The following is a 14,878-nucleotide window of genomic DNA, read 5'->3' on the forward strand; positions in this document are numbered from 1 at the left end:
AACCGTCGGTCAGCGTCGCCCGACGGTCAGCACCGGCTTGGTCACCTCGGCGAAGAAGTCGTTGCCCTTGTCGTCGACGACGATGAAGGCCGGGAAGTCCACCACCTCGATCTTCCAGACCGCCTCCATGCCGAGTTCCGGATATTCCAGCACCTCGACGTGCTTGATGCAGTCCTGCGCCAGCCGGGCCGCCGGGCCGCCGATGGAGCCGAGATAGAACCCGCCGTGCTCGTGGCAGGAGCGGGTCACCTGGCCGGACCGGTTGCCCTTGGCCAGCATCACCTGCGAACCGCCGGCGGCCTGGAACTTCTGCACGTACGCGTCCATCCGGCCGGCGGTGGTCGGGCCGAACGAGCCGGAGGCGTACCCCTCCGGGGTCTTCGCCGGCCCGGCGTAGTAGACGGCGTGGTCGCGCAGGTACTGCGGCATCGGCTCGCCCGCGTCCAGCCGCTCAGCGATCTTGGCGTGCGCGATGTCCCGGGCGACCACCAGCGGACCGGTCAGGGCGAGCCGGGTCTTCACCGGATATTTCGACAGCTCGGCCCGGATCTCGTCCATCGGCCGGTTGAGGTCGACCCGGACCACCTCGGAGCCCTGGTCGAGCTGGGCGTCGGTGACGTCCGGCAGGAACCGGGCCGGGTCCGTCTCCAGCCGCTCCAGCCACACCCCGGACGGAGTGATCTTGCCTACCGCCTGCCGGTCGGCGGAGCAGGAGACCGCGATCGCGACCGGGCAGGAGGCGCCGTGCCGGGGCAGCCGGACCACCCGTACGTCGTGGCAGAAGTAGCGCCCGCCGAACTGCGCGCCGATGCCGAACTGCCGGGTCAGCTCCAGCACCTCGGCCTCCAGCTCCAGGTCGCGGAAGCCGTGCGCCAGCATCGAGCCCTGGGTGGGCAGGTTGTCCAGGTATTTGGCGGAGGCCAGTTTCGCGGTCTTCAGGGCGTACTCGGCGGAGGTGCCGCCGATCACCACGGCCAGGTGGTACGGCGGGCAGGCCGAGGTGCCGATCAGCCGCAGCTTCTCCTCCAGGAACTGCATCATCCGGGTCGGGTTGAGCAGCGCCTTGGTCTCCTGGTAGAGGTAGGACTTGTTGGCCGAGCCGCCCCCCTTGGCCATGAAGAGAAACTTGTACGCGTCCGGGTGCCCGTCCGGGTCCTCGGCGTAGATCTCCACCTGGGCCGGCAGGTTGCTCCCGGTGTTCTTCTCTTCCCACATGGTGAGCGGGGCGAGCTGCGAGTACCGCAGGTTGAGCCGGGTGTACGCCTGGTAGACCCCCCGGGACACCGCCTCGTCGTCGGACCCGTCCGTCAACACGTGCCGGCCCCGTTTGCCCATCACGATCGCGGTGCCGGTGTCCTGGCACATCGGCAGTACGCCCCCGGCGGCGATGTTGGCGTTGCGCAGCAGGTCCAGTGCGACGAAGCGGTCGTTCGGCGACGCGGCCGGATCGTCGATGATGGCCCGCAACTGGGCCAGGTGCGCCGGCCGCAGGTAGTGCGAGATGTCGTGCATCGCCTCGGCGGTCAGCGCGGTGAGCGCCGCGGGCTCCACGGTCAGGAAGCGGCGGCCGCCCGGCCCGTGGACCACGTCGACGCCCTCGTCGGTGACCAGTCGGTATTCGGTCTGGTCGGCGCCGACGGGCAACAGGGGGGAGTACGAGAACGGCGCGCCACTGCTCATAGCCGGCAAGCCTAGGCCAGCCGACCGGAGCCGGCCCACCCGCCGGGTCGACCCTGCGACGCCGCTCTCATCCGGCCCGCCCCTTCGGCCGATCGGCGGGACGCCGGTCAGCCGTCCTTGCCGTTCTCCGGCGGACACTCCGGTTGTTTCGGGCCGCCGCACCCGGTGCCGGGCTCGGGTCCCTGGCCGCCCGGGCCGGCGCTCGGCGCCGGGCCGCCGGTCGAGACCCCGGCGAACTGGAGGTACCCGATGTCCCGCCCGTCGCCGATCACCATCCCGGCCGGACCCACCGCGAGCACCTCGGCCGAGGAGCGGACGTTGGCCAGTTCCCGGCCGCTGCGCGGGTCGAGCGCGATGATCCGGTTCGGCCGCCGGTCGATCAGCAGGGCGGCATTGCGGGCGAGCGCGGCGCCGCCCTCCGAGTTGACCGGCCGGGTCCACCGGGCCCGGTCGATGGCGAGTTCGCTGCCGATGACCGAGCGCTGGTCGGCGGAGCGGGAGAGTGCGTACCGGTCGTCGACGGCGAGCAGCTTCTCACCTTTCGGACCGGTCCAGAGCACCCGGCCGTCGTACGCGTCCACCACCGTCTCCCGGGCGTCCGGCCCGACGCCGACGAAGACGTTCTCCCCGCCCTGCGGATCCTCCCGCTGCGCGCAGCCGGCACCGTCGGCGGTACGCAGGTTGAGCCCGTCCCGGCGCCACACCTCCTGCCCGGTCACCGGATCCCGGGCCACCACCGTGAAGTAGCAGGTGCCGTCGGCGGCCCGGGCCTCGATGCGCAGCATCCGGCCGCCGACCACCACGATCCGGTCCTGCTGCCCCGGCTTCACGTCCTGCATCACCCGGCCGGTGGCGGTGTCCACGATGTGCACCCGGCCGTCGACGGAGAGTCCGAGCAGCGGCGGCATCTCGACCGGGCCACCAGCCCCCTCGTGCACCTGCCGGGTGGTCAACCGTCGGGTACCCAGGGTGTCGGGGTTCCCGGCCAGCGGCCCGGTCTCCACTCCGGGCAGGAAGGTCGTCCAACTCGGATTGCTGCCCCGGGGGTCCCAGGCGGTGAGCGTGCAGTCCCGGGGCTCCCGGCAGCGCACGTCGACCACGGCGTTGCGGTACGTCCAGACGCCGACCGCCGCGCTGTCCTTGCGGCGTACCGCTCCGGTCTCGGGGTCGAGCAGTTCGTATCCCTTACTCAGCAGCTTGCCGACGGCGACGACGGCGTCCCGGTCACCACCCGCCACTGCGGCCCAGTCGGCCTTGCGCTCCCACAGCCGCAGCCCGGTGGCGAGGCTGCGAGCCTCGACCCGGGTGCGGTAGCGGATCACCACCGTGTTGCCGGCGATGGTGACGCTCTGCGGCGTACCGCCGATCCGCTGTTGCCAGACGACGTCCGGCTCGGAGATCGGCTCGTCGCGGTTGACCCAGTCCCAGACCCCGGGGAAGGGATTCCAGACGTTGGTCGCGGCGAGCACGATCGCCGCGATCAGCGCGATGGCCAGGGCGGACATGACGCCCGCGCTCCGGGCGCTCCCCTTGGCCATCCGGTTACCGTAAACGAGATCGTCCGGCAAGTGCCGGTAGGACGTTATGTCCGTGTCGTGGATTTCGGCGGCATGGCCTTCAGCGTCGACGGATCCGGCGACCGGTGGTGGGACCTCACACCGGATAGCCGAGGGTCGAGAAGTTGTCGCACACCACGCTGTGCTCAGTCTCCTTGACCCAGAACGAGCAGAGCACCATGGCGAACGCGCCCGGCCGACCGACCGCGGTCCCCCGGATCCGCACCGACCACAGATCCGGAAACCCGGGCTCCCGCTTGGCGCCCTCGTACGGATCCTCCATCCGGGTCAGGATCCACTCGGCGACGACGATCCGAAGGTCTGGTGACGGGTTGTCGCGGTCAGCCCAGGCATCGAAGCGGTCTTCGAAGTCGGCCAACTGCCACAACCCGCGCCCCTCAGGCACTCCGCCCCAGTTGGGCCCGCATCTCCGCTATCCGAGCGCGCAACCGCTGCGGGTCGTCGGCGCGTGGGGTCGGGTTGCGACGCGCTTCGGCGCCCTTGAGGATGGCGCGCACCTCGGCGGCGTCGACCGGGATCTCGTCGTCATTGTCCACCGCGCCCACTGTGGTGAAGTACTCCCGTATCCACTCCAGCTCGATCCTGGCCGACTCGCCGGGCATACGGAGGGTGTTGGCGTACTGCCATGGAGTTTCGGAGTGGGTGAGGTGTTCCAGGTCGGTCCCGGTGAGCTTGCCGTAGCGGCTGACGACGTAGCCGATGGTGTTGAGTTCGGCCTCGCCGAGTTCCCGGGGGGAGGCGGGGGTGTCGCCGCCGCGCTCGGCTTGCCAGAGGCTGCCGACCACTGGTCCGATGTCCCAGGCCGAGATCGTTTCGTGGAACAGGGGCACCCCGAACGCGGCAAGATGGTGCCCTTGGCAATAGTAGAGAAGTTTGTGCAGTTTCTTCGTCGGTAGACCGGGAAGCCGATGGCGGAGTGCCGCGGCTACGTCATGGGCCGACACGGTCATTGCGCCAGCCTACTTTCCTGATCTCGGTCGCGGGGGGCGCCACACGCGCAGGTTGCTCGCACATGCGTACGAGACTGCCAGGCGCCTGTGACAGGACCGGTGACCCTGGCGAATCACCGCAACCTCGAGCAACGATCAGGACATATGGGAGCGGGCGCAGTTTCCGCCGTCGGCGGTCCGCTCGACGGGCTCGGGGCGCAGCCAGCGCCACAGCAGCAGGGTCGCGGCCATCGAGGCGACTCCGGCGAGCGCCATCACCCGGCCCGGCGCGAGCCACTCGGCGAGCAGCCCGGCCAGCCCGGCGCTCAACCCCTGCGCGGTCATCAGCCCGGTGGCCAGCAGCCCGAACGCCTGCCCCCGGCGCTGTTCCGGTACCGCCGCCAGGAACCGCCGGGCCAGCCCGAGCTGGAAGGCGAAGCCGAAGGTGGCCACCCCGAACAGCACGATGGCGGCGATCAGCCCCGGCCCGGCGGCGAAGCCCAGCATCGGCGCGCCGAGCAGCAGCGCCAGCCACGGGGCCAGCCGCTCCCGCCGGGCCGGCGCGACCCACCGCCCGACCACCAGGTCGCCGACCAGCATGCCGAACGCGGACGCCGCGAACAGCACCCCGGCGCTCGCCCCCGGACCGAGGCCGTCGGCGTACGGCACGATCACGCCCTCGGCGCCGACCAGCAGCGAGCCGGGCAGCCAGTGCCCCAGCAGCAGCCCCCGGACCCGCCGGTCGCGCAGCAGCAGCCGGTTGACCCGCCAGGTCTGCCGGACCACCCCGTGGGCCACCGCCCGGTGTGGCCGCTCCGCCACGCCGTACCTGACCAGGAGGGCGGAGACCGCGCAGGTGAGCACGGTCAGCCAGAGCGCGCCGTACGGGCCGACCAGGCCGAGCAGCAGGCCGCCGAGGGCGAACCCGAGTACCTGGGTCGCGCCGGCCGCGACGGTGAAGAGCGAGCGGCCGAGCACGTAGCCGTCCCCGGCCAGCAGCTCCGGCAACAGCATATTGCGGGCGGCGCTGCTCACCGGGGCGAGCAGCCCGACCGCGAAGACCAGCCCGAGCATGCCGGCCGGCGGCAGCACCCCGAGCGCGAGCAGCGCGACGGAGGCGAGCCGCAGCAGGTCGTAGCCGACCATCAGGGCCCGGGGCCGCCACCGGTCGGCGAGGGAGAGCAGCAGTACGCCGCCGACCGCGTGCGGCAGGAAGCCGACCACGTACGCCAGGGCGGCGAGCGGCGCCGACCCGGTCCGCTCGTAGAGCAGTACGGCGAGGACGAGCATCTTCACCGTCTCGCCGACCAGGAAGACGCCGAAGCCGGCGAAGAGCGCCCGGAACTCGGGGACCGCCAGCACACTGCCGAACGTGGCGGGCCGGTCGCCGGGTGGCCCGGTCCGAGGCGCCGCGTCGCCGGGACCGGGCGTGCCGGTCCGGGGCGGCCCACCGGCCGGTCCGGGTTTGCCGGCCCGGTCCTCGGCCGGCCCCGTCGCGGTACTCACCCGGCCAGCGTGCTCGGCCCCGCCGGGCCGCACTAGGGTTTCGGGCAGGAGCGAAAGGTGCCGGCGACTCCGAGGTCGGCGCGGCAGCCTGGGCAGCATCGATAGGTTCTGGCAACTCGCGGGTGGGCGCGGGGCAGCCCGGGCAGGCGCACCGGTGAGGCAGCGGCGGAAGGAGGCCCGTCGGTGACCATCCGGATCGAGGTGACCTCGGCGGACGTGGCGGCCAGCCGGTTCGCCATCTCGCCGCTCGGCGAGGCGATGTCGGCGTTGCGGCTCTGCGCCGGTCAGCACCGGTCGGCCGCGCTCTCCCCCTGGCTGGCCCGGGCCCGGGAGCGCTACCTGCGGTTGCGGCGGGGCTCGCCGGCGGTCGGTGCGCTGCTGGCGCTGCTGCGCCGCGGCGGCTACAACGCGGACTTCGTGCAGCCGCCGCCGTCGGGGGTCGGGCTGACCTTCGCCGACGAGCTGGCCGCGATCCGGGCCACCCCGCTGGAGCAGGCCCGCGAGGAGTTGGCCCGCAACCTGGCCGGGCACCGCAACCCGCCGGAGTACGCGCGGCGGATCTTCGAGGCGCCGGACGTGGTCGACCGGATCGCTGACGGAATCGAGGCGGCCTGGACCGCACTGGTGGCGCCGGACTGGACACGGCTACGGGCGGTGCTGGAACGGGACCTGCTGCACCGGGCCGGTCAGCTCGGCACGTACGGCTGGGCCGCCGCGCTCGCCGACCTCGACCCCCGGCTGCGCTGGATCTCGGACGGGGCGAACGGGGTGATCGAGGTCGACTGCTCCGGCCAGGGCAGCCGGGAGTTGGCCGGCCGGGGGCTGCTCTTCGTACCCACCGCCTTCGGCCCGCTGATCAGCTACACCGAGCCGCCCTGGCCGTACGCGATCGTCTATCCCGCCCGGGGCGTGGCCGACCTGCTCGGCCCGCCCCCGCCCGGCCGTACCCCGGGCGCGGTGGACCGGCTGGTCGGCGCCTCCCGGGCGGCGGTGCTCCGGGCCCTGGCCGTCCCCGCCACGACCAGTCAACTCGTCGCCCAGCTCGGCACCGGGCTGGGTAGCGTCGGCGGTCACCTGGCGGTGCTCCGGGATGCCGGGCTGGTCAGCCGGACCCGGCTCGGCCGGTCGGTCCGCTACGAGCGCACCGCGCTCGGCGACGCGCTCGCCGCCGACGACCCGCCCTCCGGCGCGGCCTGCACGGCCGAGCGGAGCAGCGGCAGCACCCGGTAGGGGATCTTCTCCGCCAGCGCGATGATGCTGGATGCCCGGGCGATCTGCTCGTGCGAGACGATCTGGTCGAGTACCCGTTGCAGGTCGGCGTTGGACCGGGCGACGATCCGGCAGAGCACGTCGCCGGAGCCGGTGATGGTGTGCGCCTCCAGCACCTCGGGGATGCCGTGCAGGTGTGCGGTCACCGGGTCGTGGCCGGGCCGCTGGTGGATCTCCAGTGTGACGAAGGAGGTCACCGCGAAGCCGATCGCCGCCGGGTCGAGCTGCGGCCCGAGACCTGCGATCACGCCCCGGGCGAGCAGCTTGTCCAGCCGGGCCTGCACGGTGCCCCGGGCCACCTGGAGCCGGCGGGAGCACTCCAGGACGCCGATCCGGGGTTCGGCGTCGAGCAGGTCGATCAGCCGGACGTCGAGCTGGTCGAGCTGCACATCTTGCACAGTAGCCACGGCTGTTGACCATACTAGATGCACAACCTGCTCAGCATTTCTCGGGTCGGTTGCCCAGTCAATACCCGAGCGGGATGCTCCGGGAAAGACCGTCCGGGCCGCCGGCCGGTCGTGCACCCCAGGGAGGCAGGACGATGACCAGCGCACTCCACCAGCCGTCCACCGCCGGCTCGGCTCTGGACCTCGACGTCGACGTCGACGTCGACCGGCTCGTCGGGGCCGTCGCGCACGACGACGCCACCGATCCCTTCCCGGTGCAGGGCATCGACCACATCCGGTTCATGGTCGGCAACGCGAAGCAGACCGCGCACTACTACTCGACGGCGTTCGGGATGACCCGGGTGGCGTACCGGGGGCCGGAGCAGGGCCACCGGGAGCACGCCGAGTACGTACTGACCAGCGGCTCGGCCCGGTTCGTCTTCACCGGCGCGGTCCGCCCGGACGCCCCGGACGCCGATCACGTGGCCCGGCACGGCGACGGCGTACTCGACATCGCGCTGGCGGTGCCGGACGTGGACGCGGCGTACGCGCACGCGATGGCACAGGGCGCCACCGGCCTGGTCGCCCCGTACGACGTGACCGACGAACACGGCACGGTGCGGATCGCCACCATCGCCACGTACGGCGACACCCGGCACTCCCTGGTCGACCGGTCGCGCTACCACGGCCCCTTCCTGCCCGGCTTCGTCGGACAGGGCCCGATCGTGGACCGGCAGCCGATGATCGACGCGGGGGTACAGCCGAAGCGGTTCTTCCAGGCCGTCGACCACGTCGTCGGCAACGTGGAACTGGGCCGGATGGACGAGTGGGTGGAGTTCTACCGCCGGGTCATGGGCTTCACCAACATGGCCGAGTTCATCGGCGACGACATCGCCACCGACTACTCGGCGCTGATGTCGAAGGTGGTGGCGAACGGCACCCGCAAGGTCAAGTTCCCGCTCAACGAGCCGGCGGTGGCCCGCCGCAAGTCGCAGATCGACGAGTACCTGGAGTTCTACGGCGGGCCGGGCGCCCAGCACATCGCGCTGGCCACCAACGACATCCTGGCCAGCGTCGACGCGATGCGCGCGGCCGGCGTCGAGTTCCTGGACACCCCGGACTCGTACTACGACGACCCGGAACTGCGGGCCCGGATCGGCCAGGTGCGCGCCCCGATCGAGGAGCTGAAGGCCCGGAAGATCCTGGTCGACCGGGACGAGGACGGCTACCTGTTGCAGATCTTCACCAAGCCGGTACAGGACCGGCCGACGGTCTTCTTCGAGTTGATCGAGCGGCACGGGTCCCTCGGTTTCGGCAAGGGCAACTTCAAGGCGCTCTTCGAGGCCATCGAGCGGGAGCAAGAGGCGCGCGGAAACCTGTAACACTGTCCTGCGTGACCCAGCAGCCTCCAGCCATGCCACCGCCGCCCGGACAGGGTCGGCCACCGTCCGGGCCGCCGCCCGGCGGGTTCATGCCGCAGCCCCGCCAGCCCGGTTACGGCCCGCCGGGTTACGGCCCGCCCGGGTACGCGCCGGGCCGGCCGGGCTACGGTCCGATGCCCGGTTACCCGGTGGCGTCGCCGCCGGTCAGCCCATCGGGCCAGCCGCTCGCCTCGTTCGGCGACCGGCTGCTGGCGTACCTGATCGACGCGGCGATTCTCGGCGGGACGGTGCTGGTGCTCGCCATCCCGGCGTTTGTCGTCTTCTTCTCGACGGTGGGTGCGGACTTCTTCACCGTCCCCGATCAGGACGGTCCCGTCGTCGAGCCGGACCCGTTCGACTTCCTGGTGCCGTTCCTGCTGCTGGAGGCCGCCCTGCTCGTGGTCGGGTTCGCCCTGCAGTACCTCTACCAGGTGGAGTTGCCGAGGCGGACCGGGCAGACCGTCGGCAAGCGGGTGATGAAGATCAAGATCATCCCGCTGGCCCCGGCCGGCTCGATCGGCCGGGCTCCCCTCGCCCGGCGCTTCCTGGTGCAGGCGGGCAGCGGCCTGGTTCCCGGCCTGGGCTACGTCGACGGGCTCTGGCAGCTCTGGGACAAGCCGTACCAGCAGTGCCTCCACGACAAGTTCGCCAAGACCGTGGTGGTTAAGGTTCCAGCGTGAACGTCAGGACTCAACCAAGGTCGTTCCGGTGACGGTGCAGCCGGGCTGGTACGCCGACCCTGCCGAGCCGACCACCCAGCGGTACTGGGACGGCGAGGGCTGGGTGGGCGCGCCGCTGCCCGTGGACGCCACACCGCCGCCCGGCCCGCCGCCGACCGAGCCGCCCGAGCCGGCACCCGCGCCGTCCAGCGGTGCCGGTGCCCCGCCCGCAGCGCCGGGTTCCCCCGCCGCCCCCGGCTCACCGGCGACGCCGGCTCCGCCAGGTGCGCCCGGTGGACCGGCCGCACCGTGGGGCGGACCGCCCTGGGGTGGGCCGCCGCCGTGGGGTGGGCCACCGTCGGGTGGGCCACCGGTCAGCGCTCCGCCGCCGGGTGGCGCGCCACCGGTCAGTGGCGCACCACCGAGCGGACCGCCGGCCTCCGGTCCGCCAGCCCCGCCCGGTTGGCCCGGCGCCGGCCCGGCGGGTCAGCCGTACGGGCCGCCGCCCGGGATACCGCCGTACGGGCCGCCGCCAGGCTGGCCGCACCCGTACTGGGCCGCGCCACCGCCCCGACCGCACGGGCTGGAACTGGCGCCGCTCGGTGCCCGGGTGGTCGCCCGGCTGATCGACATCAGCCTGGTGCTGCTGCTCAACGTGGTGGTGAACGGCTGGTTCGTCTGGCGTTTCGTGCAGGAGATCGAGCCGGTCACCCGGGAGATCTTCCGGCGTGCCCTGGCAGGCGAGTCGACCACCGAGGGCCTGCCGCAGGCCAGCGCCCAAGCCGACGGGTTGCAGGTGGTCATCCTGCTGATCGCCGTCGCGCTCTGGTTCGCCTACGAGGTGCCGTCGGTGGCCAACACCGGGCAGACCTTCGGCAAGCGGGTGATGCGGATCAAGGTCGTACCGCTGGCCGAGACCGAGCAGTTGGGCTTCGGCCGCTCGTTCCGGCGGTTCAACATGCTCGGCCTGCCGGTCTTCCTCTGGAGCTGCTGCGGCATCGGCTTCCTGATCCAGCTCGTCGACTGCGCGCTTCCGTTCTTCGACCGGCCGCTGCGGCAGGCCCTGCACGACAAGCGGGGCCAGACCGTGGTCGTCCGGCTCGCCTCACCGGCCGGTCCCCCGGCCGAGCACACCGGCACCCCGAACGATCGCTCTGGAGGCCCCGCGTCATGACCGGTCCGACCAGTTCCACCGCCGGCCCCGACCGGCGGCCCCGGGCTCCCCGGCTGACCCGCGCCGATCTCGACGCGCTGCCGAACTACGTGCCCGGGCGCAGCCCGGCGGACCTGGCCCGGGAGCTGGGCCTGCCGGAAGCGATCAAGCTGGCCAGCAACGAGGTGCCGTACGGGCCGCTGCCCGGGGTGGTCGAGGCGGTCGCCGAGGCGGTCGCCGAGGCACACCGGTACCCCGACATGGGCGTACTGGCGCTGCGGGCGGCACTCGCCGAGCGGCACGGCGTGGACCCGGACCGGATCGCCACCGGCTGCGGCTCGGTGGCGCTGGCCGAGCACCTGGTCCGGGCGACCTGCCTGCCCGGGGACGAGGTCGTGTACTCGTGGCGCTCCTTCGAGGCGTACCCGATCATCGCGGCGACCAGCGGCGCGACCAGCGTGCGGGTGCCCAACGACGCCGGCCACGGGCACGACCTGGCTGCGATGGCGGCGGCGGTGACCGACCGGACCCGGCTGATCCTGGTCTGCAACCCGAACAACCCGACCGGGACCAGCCTGCGCCGCGCGGAGCTGGACCGGTTCCTCGCCTCGGTACCGGACGACGTGCTGGTGGTGCTCGACGAGGCGTACCGGGAGTTCGTCACCGACCCCGAGGTGCCGGACGGCCTCGCGGTCTACGGAGACCGGCCGAACGTGGTGGTGCTGCGCACCTTCTCCAAGGCGTGGGGGCTGGCCGGGCTGCGGATCGGCTTCCTGGTCGGCCAGCCCGAGGTGGCCGCGGCGGTACGCAAGGTGGTAACCCCGTTCTCCACCAGCCTGGCCGCCCAGGCGGCTGCGCTGGCTGCGCTCACCCAGGCCGACGAGGTACGGCGGCGCTGCGCGCTGGTGGTCACCGAGCGGGACCGGGTCACCGAGGCGCTGCGCAAGCGGCTGCCGGCCGGGCCGACCGCGACGGTGCCGGACAGCCAGGCGAACTTCGTCTGGTTGCCGCTGGGCGACCGGTCGGTGCCGTTCGCGCAGGCGTGCGAGGCGCGCGGGATCATCGTCCGCCCCTTCGCCGCCGAGGGCGTGCGCGTCACCATCGGGACCCCGGCGGAGAACGATGCCTTCCTGGCCGTTGCCGACCAGCTCGGCAATCAGTAGGAACACGAACAAAATGGCAATTGCCCTGCTTTAAGGACGAAATAGGACAATAACCCCTATCTTCTCGAATGGGGGCCGGTGCTGGTCCGGCTCCCGAGATCACAGGATCCATTCGAGAACGTGAGGTACTGTCCGTGCGACTTGCCAGAATGCTGGTGATCGGGGTAGCCGCCACGGCTGCGGTGGGACTCGCCGCCGCACCCGCCGTGGCGGCGCCGACCGACACCACCACCGTCACCTTCGACGTCACCGCCGGCACCCTGGACATCGACGCGCCCACCGCGGCCGACATCGGCTCCGGCGCACCGGGCACCACCATCGACGGCTCCCTCGGAGCGGTCACCGTCACCGACGCCCGCGCCTCGGCCGACGCCTCCTGGACGGCGAGCGTGACGTCCACCGACTTCACCACCGGCACCGGTACGCCGAGCCAGACCGTCCTCGCCGCCGAGGTCGAGTACTGGTCGGGGCCGCTCGTCACCTCGACCGGCAACGGCACCTTCACGCCCGGCCAGGCCACTTCCGGCGACGCGGTACCGCTGGACACCACGACACCGGTGGTCGCGTTCACCCACGTCGGCGGCACCGGCAACAACTCCGCCACCTGGAACCCGGGGCTTTCGATCAACGTGCCGCTGGACGCCGAGGCCGGCACCTACACCGGGACGGTGACGCATTCGGTGGCGTAGTCCCCGGAGACGACCGGCGGGCTGGGCACCACTGCTCCTCGCCTGCCTCGTCGGCCTGGGTCTGCCACCCGCCCAGGCCGGCGCGGCCGGACGGGATCCCGACGCGGAGAGCATCGGGATCCAACTGCTGGAGGCACCGGTGGACCGGCGTGGCGACCCACGGGCGCTGCGCTACATCGTTGACCACCTGCCGCCGGGCACCGTGATCCGGCGGCAGTTGCTGGTGGTGAACAAGACCTCCCGAACCCAGCGGATCGACCTCTACGCGGCGGCGGCCACCGTCGAGGAGGGCCGGTTCCGGTTCGGCGAGGGCCGGACCCAGAACGAGCTGAGTTCCTGGATCACCCTCGGCAAGGACCGGTTGGATCTCCCGCCGGGCGCCCGGACCCGGGTCCGGGCCACCCTCGACGTGCCACCGCCGACGTCGATGGGTGAGCGGTACGCCGTCATCTGGGCCTCGACGAAGTCGCCGCCGAAGGAGTCGGCCAACGTCAACCAGATCCACCGGGTCGGCGTACGGGTCTATCTCGACATCGGGGTCGGCGGTGAGCCTCCGTCCAGTTTCAGGATCGGTGACGTGGTGCCGGCGCGGGACGCGCAGGGCGTACCGTCGGTCGGCATCCGGGTGCAGAACACCGGCGGGCGGGCCCTGGACCTGGGTGGAACGGTGTCGCTCTCCGAGGGCCCCGCCGGGACGCGCGCCGGCCCGTTCGACGTGATCGAGGGGACGACCCTCGCACCCGGTACGTCAGGCTCGGTCGGCGTACGGTTCCCTCGGGAACTACCCAACGGCCCGTGGAAGATCGACATCGAACTCCAGAGCGGCACGGTGCGGCAGTCCGGCACCGGAAGGATCACCTTCCCCGACCCCGGTGAGGTGGGCGAGCCGAGCGAACTCCTCGCGCCGCTGCGCACGCCGCAGGGGATCCTCGGAAGTTCGCTGGTCGCCGGCTTGATCGTGGCCGGCGGACTCTTCGTCGTCGCCCGCCGGGTACACCGGCGTCGCAACGTCCGGGCGGAGACCGGCTCGTAGACTCCACCGGCCCACGCCCGGCGCGGCGCCGCTCCGGCCGGGTCAGGTGCCGGCCAGGATGACCGGCTGGGCGGCCAGATAGTAGCGGTCGTCCCCGGCGGCCGGATCCACCGGCTCGGCGAGCCGCTCCACCGCCACGAAGCCGCCTGCGGCGTACGCGAACCCGGGCGACCAGGTGGTCGAGTCCCGCCCGTACGTGAACGGGAACCGGGACCGCTCCACCCCCGTGGCGGCGTCCAGGGTGACCAGGTCACCTCCGGCGGTACGCACGTGCACCCGGCCCGGTTGGGCGGCGATCAGCCGGCTCTGTCCGGCCCCGGACCAGCGCCAGAGTTCGGCGCCGGTCCGCACCGACCGGCCCACCAGCCCGGTCCCGCCCGGAGCCACCGCGACGTCGTCGACCAGTACCGCCGCGGGCGCATCCAGGGCCGGGGCCGGCACCGGGCGGGTCCCCTCGACCAGCCAGCCCCGGGTCACGCCTCCGCTGACCGTCCGCAGGGCCCGGCAGCCGGACCGGCCGGCGGTGCAACCGGCCGGGCTGACCTGCACCGGCCGCTCTGAGCCGTCGGGACGCCAGCGACCGGCGAGGGTGCCGGTGGCCACGTCGTGGAACTTCACCTCGACCGACCCGGCACAGCCGTCGAGGACGGCGAAGAACCCGTCCGTGGTGATCAGTCCCTGACCCGCCCCGGCGGCGGCCTCGCCGTCCGGGCCACGGTCGGAGCAGGTCGGAACGACGGCGAGGCGCCACAGTTCCCGCCCGGAGTCGAGGTCGATCCCGCGCCGGTCGGCGGTCTCGCCGACCACCAGTACCGGGCGGCCGGTCGAGGTGCGGGCGGTGTAGAGGCCGGTCGGGGCGTAGACGGTGGCGGCTCCGGTGCGCCGGCCGAGATAGCCGTGCCCCGGGCGCGGTCCGGCGACCCGCCAGCGGACCGTGCCGGTACGGGCATCCAGCGCCACCAGCTCGCCGTCCGACCAGCGGGTCACCACCGTGCCACCCTCGGCCACCAACCCCGCCACCTGCGCGGGCCAGCGCCGGTACGACCAGTACGGCGTGCGCCGGGTCGGTGCGTCGACCGGCCCGTCGGCCCGGATCTGCCGGGTGGTGGCGTAGACCCTGATCCGGTCGTCGACGACCAGCGGCGCCGCGTTCAGGGTGCCGACCACGCCCGGCCGGGCGGTCGCCGGGGCCGGATAGTCGGCCCGGGCCGGCGTGCTCACCTCGGCGGGCGCCAGCACCCGGTAGACGATCACGGCGGACCCGACCAGGAGCAGTCCCGCCACCACGATGGCGACCGCCGTCCGCGGCCAGTTCCGCGCGCCGTTCGGCGTTGCCATGCCCGGACACCTCCGCCGGAACCTTATCGACCGCCGGACGGCCGCCGCCTGGCAGGTGCGCGATCCGGTACCGGG

Annotated in this window: 13 protein-coding genes and 1 pseudogene; 7 read left to right on the forward strand and 7 right to left on the reverse strand. The window is 72.8% G+C overall.

Annotated features, from left to right (window positions below):
- Window positions 1–9 precede the first annotated feature (9 nt).
- The 5 genes from R6Y94_RS16700 to R6Y94_RS16720 all read right to left on the reverse strand — a co-directional run bounded on the left by R6Y94_RS16700 (window position 10) and on the right by R6Y94_RS16720 (window position 5,548).
- Window positions 10–1,680: a fumarate hydratase gene (locus R6Y94_RS16700; RefSeq protein WP_318396780.1), complete on the reverse strand. Its 1,671-nt coding sequence runs from the start codon at window positions 1,678–1,680 to the stop codon at window positions 10–12.
- Window positions 1,681–1,787: 107 nt separating this feature from the next.
- Entirely contained in the window at window positions 1,788–3,218 is a 1,431-nt protein-coding gene (locus R6Y94_RS16705) for a PQQ-binding-like beta-propeller repeat protein (RefSeq protein WP_412102778.1), read from the reverse strand.
- A gap of 115 nt (window positions 3,219–3,333) precedes the next feature.
- Complete coding sequence (locus R6Y94_RS16710) at window positions 3,334–3,615, reverse strand: hypothetical protein (protein WP_318396781.1); 282 nt, start codon at window positions 3,613–3,615, stop codon at window positions 3,334–3,336.
- Window positions 3,616–3,634: 19 nt separating this feature from the next.
- A complete protein-coding gene (locus tag R6Y94_RS16715; RefSeq protein WP_318396782.1) occupies window positions 3,635–4,207 on the reverse strand; it encodes a Panacea domain-containing protein in 573 nt (190 codons plus the stop codon).
- A 135-nt stretch (window positions 4,208–4,342) separates the two neighbouring features.
- Window positions 4,343–5,548, reverse strand: coding sequence for an MFS transporter (locus R6Y94_RS16720; protein WP_318396951.1), 1,206 nt, complete (start codon window positions 5,546–5,548; stop codon window positions 4,343–4,345).
- 333 nt (window positions 5,549–5,881) lie between these two features.
- On the opposite strand from R6Y94_RS16720, the gene R6Y94_RS16725 reads away from it, so the two are divergent.
- A complete protein-coding gene (locus R6Y94_RS16725; RefSeq protein ID WP_318396952.1) occupies window positions 5,882–6,922 on the forward strand; it encodes an ArsR/SmtB family transcription factor in 1,041 nt (346 codons plus the stop codon).
- On the opposite strand, the gene R6Y94_RS16730 is transcribed toward R6Y94_RS16725, so the two are convergent.
- Window positions 6,826–7,368: an Lrp/AsnC family transcriptional regulator gene (locus R6Y94_RS16730; protein WP_318396783.1), complete on the reverse strand. Its 543-nt coding sequence runs from the start codon at window positions 7,366–7,368 to the stop codon at window positions 6,826–6,828. The genes R6Y94_RS16725 and R6Y94_RS16730 overlap by 97 nt on opposite strands.
- 134 nt (window positions 7,369–7,502) lie before the next feature.
- On the opposite strand from R6Y94_RS16730, the gene hppD reads away from it, so the two are divergent.
- The 6 genes and pseudogenes from hppD to R6Y94_RS16760 all read left to right on the forward strand — a co-directional run bounded on the left by hppD (window position 7,503) and on the right by R6Y94_RS16760 (window position 13,465).
- Window positions 7,503–8,729 (forward strand): 4-hydroxyphenylpyruvate dioxygenase, encoded by a 1,227-nt coding sequence (hppD, locus tag R6Y94_RS16735; protein ID WP_318396784.1) that lies wholly within the window; start codon window positions 7,503–7,505, stop codon window positions 8,727–8,729.
- 11 nt (window positions 8,730–8,740) lie between these two features.
- Window positions 8,741–9,448: an RDD family protein gene (locus R6Y94_RS16740; RefSeq protein WP_318396785.1), complete on the forward strand. Its 708-nt coding sequence runs from the start codon at window positions 8,741–8,743 to the stop codon at window positions 9,446–9,448.
- Window positions 9,449–9,476: 28 nt separating this feature from the next.
- A pseudogene (locus R6Y94_RS16745) lies at window positions 9,477–10,575 on the forward strand (RDD family protein); the annotation flags it as partial.
- A gap of 22 nt (window positions 10,576–10,597) precedes the next feature.
- Window positions 10,598–11,743, forward strand: coding sequence for a histidinol-phosphate transaminase (gene hisC, locus R6Y94_RS16750; RefSeq protein ID WP_318396787.1), 1,146 nt, complete (start codon window positions 10,598–10,600; stop codon window positions 11,741–11,743).
- A 134-nt stretch (window positions 11,744–11,877) separates the two neighbouring features.
- A complete protein-coding gene (locus R6Y94_RS16755; RefSeq protein WP_318396788.1) occupies window positions 11,878–12,432 on the forward strand; it encodes a hypothetical protein in 555 nt (184 codons plus the stop codon).
- A 139-nt stretch (window positions 12,433–12,571) separates the two neighbouring features.
- Window positions 12,572–13,465 carry a hypothetical protein gene (locus R6Y94_RS16760; protein ID WP_318396789.1) on the forward strand — a complete coding sequence of 298 codons (894 nt, stop codon included), beginning with the start codon at window positions 12,572–12,574 and terminating at the stop codon, window positions 13,463–13,465.
- Between the two features lie 42 nt (window positions 13,466–13,507).
- Here R6Y94_RS16760 and R6Y94_RS16765 read toward each other — a convergent pair whose 3' ends face one another.
- On the reverse strand, window positions 13,508–14,803 hold the full coding sequence (locus tag R6Y94_RS16765; RefSeq protein ID WP_318396790.1) for a PQQ-binding-like beta-propeller repeat protein: 1,296 nt from the start codon (window positions 14,801–14,803) through the stop codon (window positions 13,508–13,510).
- Window positions 14,804–14,878 lie beyond the last annotated feature (75 nt).

The sequence above is a fragment of the Plantactinospora sp. KLBMP9567 genome, assembly GCF_033446045.1.
Classification (GTDB): domain Bacteria; phylum Actinomycetota; class Actinomycetes; order Mycobacteriales; family Micromonosporaceae; genus Plantactinospora.